The organism is Pseudomonas sp. (genome assembly GCF_049645325.1).
GTDB lineage: Bacteria > Pseudomonadota > Gammaproteobacteria > Pseudomonadales > Pseudomonadaceae > Aquipseudomonas.
Genome location: NZ_JBARTQ010000473.1, coordinates 1 through 4958, shown reverse-complemented (window position 1 = coordinate 4958; position 4958 = coordinate 1). Strand labels below are relative to the sequence as shown.

At 61.4% G+C, this 4958-nt stretch carries 7 protein-coding genes and 1 pseudogene; 2 read left to right on the top strand and 6 right to left on the bottom strand.

Annotated features, from left to right (window positions below):
- From WBB95_RS20415 to WBB95_RS20400, 4 genes are all read right to left on the bottom strand, one after another.
- The coding region (locus WBB95_RS20415; protein ID WP_424489227.1) for a DSD1 family PLP-dependent enzyme at window positions 1-1181 on the bottom strand (1181 nt) is incomplete at its 3' end.
- Window positions 1182-1240: 59 nt separating this feature from the next.
- The gene (locus tag WBB95_RS20410; RefSeq protein ID WP_424489226.1) at window positions 1241-2569 is read right to left on the bottom strand and encodes a D-arabinono-1,4-lactone oxidase; all 1329 of its coding nucleotides are present in this window, start codon (window positions 2567-2569) and stop codon (window positions 1241-1243) included.
- Window positions 2570-2642: 73 nt separating this feature from the next.
- Window positions 2643-2999 (bottom strand): c-type cytochrome, encoded by a 357-nt coding sequence (locus WBB95_RS20405; protein ID WP_424489225.1) that lies wholly within the window; start codon window positions 2997-2999, stop codon window positions 2643-2645.
- Between the two features lie 138 nt (window positions 3000-3137).
- On the bottom strand, window positions 3138-3977 hold the full coding sequence (locus WBB95_RS20400; RefSeq protein ID WP_424489224.1) for an arylamine N-acetyltransferase family protein: 840 nt from the start codon (window positions 3975-3977) through the stop codon (window positions 3138-3140).
- Window positions 3978-4097: 120 nt separating this feature from the next.
- On the opposite strand from WBB95_RS20400, the gene WBB95_RS20395 reads away from it, so the two are divergent.
- Window positions 4098-4334 carry a DUF6555 family protein gene (locus WBB95_RS20395; protein WP_424489223.1) on the top strand — a complete coding sequence of 79 codons (237 nt, stop codon included), beginning with the start codon at window positions 4098-4100 and terminating at the stop codon, window positions 4332-4334.
- A 31-nt stretch (window positions 4335-4365) separates the two neighbouring features.
- Here the strand turns inward: WBB95_RS20395 and WBB95_RS20390 are convergent, their stop codons facing one another.
- Both WBB95_RS20390 and WBB95_RS20385 read right to left on the bottom strand, forming a co-directional pair.
- Window positions 4366-4566, bottom strand: coding sequence for a DUF6021 family protein (locus tag WBB95_RS20390; protein ID WP_424489222.1), 201 nt, complete (start codon window positions 4564-4566; stop codon window positions 4366-4368).
- Between the two features lie 14 nt (window positions 4567-4580).
- A complete protein-coding gene (locus tag WBB95_RS20385; protein ID WP_424489221.1) occupies window positions 4581-4766 on the bottom strand; it encodes a hypothetical protein in 186 nt (61 codons plus the stop codon).
- Window positions 4767-4885: 119 nt separating this feature from the next.
- Here WBB95_RS20385 and WBB95_RS20380 point away from each other — a divergent pair.
- A pseudogene (locus WBB95_RS20380) lies at window positions 4886-4958 on the top strand (DUF3087 domain-containing protein); the annotation flags it as partial.

The following is a 4958-nucleotide window of genomic DNA, read 5'->3' as shown; positions in this document are numbered from 1 at the left end:
ATCCTCCCCCCCCGAACCGCCAGCAAATCCCCAAACTGCAACAACACAAACTCACTCTGAGTCGGCCGCAAAAACACCTGATCCTCAACCCTCAACCCCACCGCAGGCGAACCATTCACCATCTCCTGGTTGGAACTGCGCCCATACAGCTCATTACTCTGCAGCCCTTGGGGCGACTCAAATTCCGCCATCCAGTTACCGCCATAAATAAAGAACGTCCCACGCTGGTTCGGGTCCCACCACGAAAACACCCGCGACTTGCCATCCAGCGCCGGAATGTCCACCGGCCCCGTGCTTTTCAACACCGGCGTGGCAATAAACGCCGCCGGCACATGCTCACTGAGCGACGGCAGATCGTAATGGGTCGGCTTGAGCAACGCAGTCCCCACCGACACCTCCGTGCTCAACCGCTCCTGCTCGTGAATCCGATAACTCGGGCTGCCGGCGGTATTCAGCGTCAACCCTTCACGCCATAACCCGGCAAAGCGCTGACGGGTGAAATCCACATACCCGTTGTAACGCTGCATCACCTGATCAAACAACGCCTGGGGCGAGCCAAGAATGCCCGGCACGCCCATGCCCACAAACGGGTCGTAACCCATAAACCCGGCAAACGCCAGATGTTGTGGGTTAGCCATGATCAGCGTGAGCATCTGCCCCAACACCGCGTTATCGCTGACACCGCCGCGATGCAACCCCACATCCAACTCAATATTGACTCGCAACCGCGTACCCAGCCCCTGTGCCAGCGCAAGGTATTGCTGCAACCGCACAGGCGTATCCAGCAGCCACTGCAATTGGCGCGACGGGTCAAACGGCCCTTTATGCGTTTGATAAAACACCTCGGCCGAGCGCACCGGCAACGGCTTGCCGATCAAGATGTCGGCGTCGGGAAACACCTGGGCATCGTGGTTCAAAAACGGCTGATGAAATGACATCAATCGCTGCGTACCCGCGCGTTTGGCGATATAGGCGAGCAACCCCGGCGACGGCAGAGACTTCTCCACCAACCGCAAATGCTTGCCGCCGCGCTGCACCGACTGCATCACCACGTCGATATTGTGATCCAGGCGGTCGAGGTCGATCAGCATCACCGGACGCATCGGCCCATGGGCTTTGAGCTCGGCATTCAGGGCTCGGAAGTATTCGGTGTAGGGGCCGCCGTGATCACTCGGGCGCAGCAGCCAGGCGCCGGCGGCCAGCACCGCGCCAGTGCCCAGAACAAAATGTCGGCGGTTCATCAGGCCACTCCCAGGATCGATGACAAGTGTGCATTGAGAAATTTTCCGCTCGGGTCCAGCTCGCGGCGCACGCGGGTGAATTCATCCCAGCGCGGGTACAACGGCTGCAACGTGCGCGCGTTCAGGGTGTGCAATTTGCCCCAGTGCGGGCGCCCGGCGTACTTCCAGAAGATCGGCTCCACCGCGGCGAAGAAATTGTGATGGTCCATCGCGTAGTGCTGGTGGACCGAGATCGAACAACTGTCGCGGCCTTCGAACATGCTCAACGGAATGTCATCGGCCTTGACGTAGCGGTACTCAATGGGAAACCAGGTGCGCAGGTCCTTGTTGGTGATCAGCTTGAGAATTTCCCGCAGGCACGCCGGGCCGTGCTCGGCGGGCACCGAATATTCCATCTCGTTGAAGCGCACATTGCGCACATTGGCGTAGACCTGGAAGGACTCGGCGACGCGATCTTCAAAGCTCGCAAAAAAGCGCAGGCTGTTGAGCAAAGTGCGCCGGGTGCCGGGAAAATCACTGCCGTATTTGTCGAGCTTTTCGATGATCGACACAAACTCATTGCCACCCGCCTCCGCCGGGTCGACCGCGGGTGTTTCCGGGTCGGTGGTTTCGTTGAGGGCGATGGACAGCGCGTAGTCGGAGTGAGTCACCACCAGCATTTCCCAGTGCTGGTTTTCCCGTGTGTTCTTGTCGACGTCCTCCAGCAGATCTTCGGTCTTGGCGATCCACTGGCGCTCACGCAGGCGATACGGTGCGCGGTTCTGCGAGCGAATTTGCGTGGCCACACCCAGCGCGCCGAGGGACACGCGGGCGGCGCTGAAGACGTCGGGGTGACGCTGCGCGTCGCAGTCCAGCACCTCGCCCTGGGCGGTCACCAGTTGCAAACCGGTCACGCAGGCGGAATACGAGGTGAAGCCCACGCCCGTGCCGTGAGTGGAGGTAGAAATCGCCCCTGCGAGGGTCTGGTAATCGATGTCCGCCATGTTCGGCAAGGCTTGGCCAACGGCCTTGAGCGCCGGGCCCATGCGCGACATCGGCGTGCCGGCGGCGAAGGTGGCTTGCAAGGTCGCCGCGTCGTGATCGAGCAGACCGTTGAAGTAACTCAAGGACAGCAACGTACCGTCGGTGGGCACCAGCGCGCTGAAGGAATGCGCGGAGCCGACCGGCCGAATCTGGCCCGGCGCCTGGCGAATCACCTGCACCAATTCATCCAGATCCTTGGGGGCCAAACGCGCCAACGGCAGGCACGTCTGCGCCCCCGACCAATTACGCCAAGGGATCAGCCTGGGGGCGCGCACCAGTTGCGCCAACACCGGGTTCCCCGACACGGCCAGGAAGGCCCCGGCCAGCGCCGAACGTTGCAAGAGTTGCCGCCGTGAAAGCGCCATCCACCACCTCTTCTTATTGTGGGAGTTCAACACCGGCCATAAAGCTGATCAGCCCCAGGAACTGCTCTTCGGAACACTGCATACACAGGCCCATGGGCGGCATGCCGTTGTAGCCGTTGATGCTGTGGTCCAGCAGCGTGTCGGCGCCCTGCGCGACTCGCGGGCGCCATGCAGCGCGATCACCGCTCAGCGGCGCGCCGGACGCAGGGTTGGCGTGGCACAGCTTGCAGCTGGTGTCGTAGACCTGGGCCAGTGCCGGATCAGCAGGCATGGCGGTGGCCGCAGTGGCACGTTCGGAGGGCGGTTTGGGCGTGTTGTCACAGGCCGTGAGCAGGCCGAGCAGTACGGACAAAAACAGGATGCGGCGCATGGCCACCCTCTCTTCTTATGATGTGAAAGCGTGTTTCCACACTAAGACAGAGAAGGCGCGGCGTTGAGGGTTTTGGGGGACACAAAGGGGGCTTGGGCGGACAGGCCCGGCAGGCGCCGCTGAATACGGCGCCTTACATCAGGGTTTTGCGAGTATCAAGCCACTCAGGGTCTCGCGAAGCAACGGATGCTCCGGCAGACGAATGCCCAGTGTGTCGCTGAGCAAACCCGCCAGCTCATCGGCACTCTCAAGGGCACGCTTTTCACTCGGGCGGTCCAGATAGTGAATCGCATAATGGGCGTTATTCAAGGTGTGACGCTTGCCCGGTGCCAGCAGCGCCGCCTTCAGTTGGCCGACGAAGGGTGAAGCCGGGTGCGTGGACACATACCAATTGCCGATTTCGTAATCGATAGCGGCCTGCGGCTGCAGGTCGAACACATACAAGCCCCGCCACTCCTCGCCCACCTGGGCCCACAAGGTGTAGGTGCCGTCATTGAAGGTCAGCCGATACGGTTCGTGGGCCGTCGCCTGGGTTGCCTCAGTGTCGAGTTGCAGCGGGCTGCTTGGCACCATGCCGCCAAAGCCGACGTCGGTGATATAGCGCACGCCGTCCAGCGTCACCAGGCTCAGCCGATGGGTGCGGCCGGTGCGGGCATCCGGCGGCCCGCCCATCACCACCCAGCCGGTGAGACCGCGGGCATCGAAGCCCAACGTCTGCAACAGGGCCAGAAACAGGCTATTGAGCTCAAAACAGTATCCGCCGCGCCCGTCGACCAGCACTTTTTGCTCGACACTCGGCAAGTCGATGGGCACCGGCGCGTGCAATAAAGTCGACAGGCTCTCGAATGCGAAGGTGCACACGTGACGCAACTGCAGTTCCTGCAGGGTTTGCAGGGTGGGCGGCGGCGGCGAGTCGTAGCCAAGGCGTTGCAGGTACACCTGGAGGTGGGTCAGAGGGCTGTCAGAGAGGCTGGGCATGGCGCGATCCTTGAGCGCGGGACAAGAGCGACACTATGCCGCGCAAGCGCGGGATTTGTCATTTTGAATGAACCTTTTTGAACGCCAACCTATCCATCTATAACAAGACAGGGAGGCAACATGAGTACCGCAAAAATCTACACCATTAACTATCAACTGCACGGTCAACCGAAAACATTTGTGGTGCGCGCCGAAGTGATGAACAACGCCGAAGCCTGGCATTGGGCGGCCGTTGATGCCGACATCGCACACGTCAGCCGCATCGGCCGTGTGGGCCACGAGCAAGTGAAGAAAACCACCCGGCCCTGGGCGGAGAAGTTCGGGATTACCGAGGTCACCTGGATCGCCCCCAAATAAACACAAGCCCCGCACAATGGCGGGGCTTGCTTCACTTCTTAAAGTCGCCCAACGGATCGTGGGGCGGCTTTTTTTCTGCCTCGTCCTGGTCTTTTTTGTCCAGCGGGGCGATAGCCGGGCCGATGGGGTCGACCTGCGGGTCGGCCACATCCGGGGAGTCCGGGTCAAAGCCCAATTCATCCTTGCCGCTGGCATGTTCGTCGGAGCGCGGGCCTGTCGGGGGATTATTCACGGCGATCTCCTTGCTTACAGCGGGCGGGCTTTGTCGTGGAGGGTTTCCAGGTCTTCTTCGACCCGCTCCACATCATTGTCGGCATTGTCCTGACGCTCCGCCGGGTCGTTGGGGCGCAACGCATCGTTGTCGCGCTCCTCTTCACCGGGTGTGCGGTCAGGATTGGGCGTGCCTGGCGGCGGCTGCTTGTATTCACTCATGATGGTTCACCTCAGTGGGTCTACACAGGTTTAGAGAAACTGCCACGAGCCATCGTTCAACTTGATTGCGTGAACCGTGAGAAGATGCCGCCCCGCCCCCTTCCCGAGACCTGACCCGGATGTTCGAGCTCAAACCCTGCGATCCCGCCACCTTCCGCCAGCAAACCCGCCGCAGCAGCGTGATCGTGGCCG

Excerpts from the sequence above, each read along its gene's own strand:
- WBB95_RS20405 (WP_424489225.1), bottom strand. The coding sequence starts at position 2,999 with ATGCGCCGCATCCTGTTTTTGTCCGTACTGCTCGGCCTGCTCACGGCC.
- WBB95_RS20400 (WP_424489224.1), bottom strand. The coding sequence starts at position 3,977 with ATGCCCAGCCTCTCTGACAGCCCTCTGACCCACCTCCAGGTGTACCTG.
- WBB95_RS20385 (WP_424489221.1), bottom strand. The coding sequence starts at position 4,766 with ATGAGTGAATACAAGCAGCCGCCGCCAGGCACGCCCAATCCTGACCGC.
- WBB95_RS20395 (WP_424489223.1), top strand. The coding sequence starts at position 4,098 with ATGAGTACCGCAAAAATCTACACCATTAACTATCAACTGCACGGTCAA.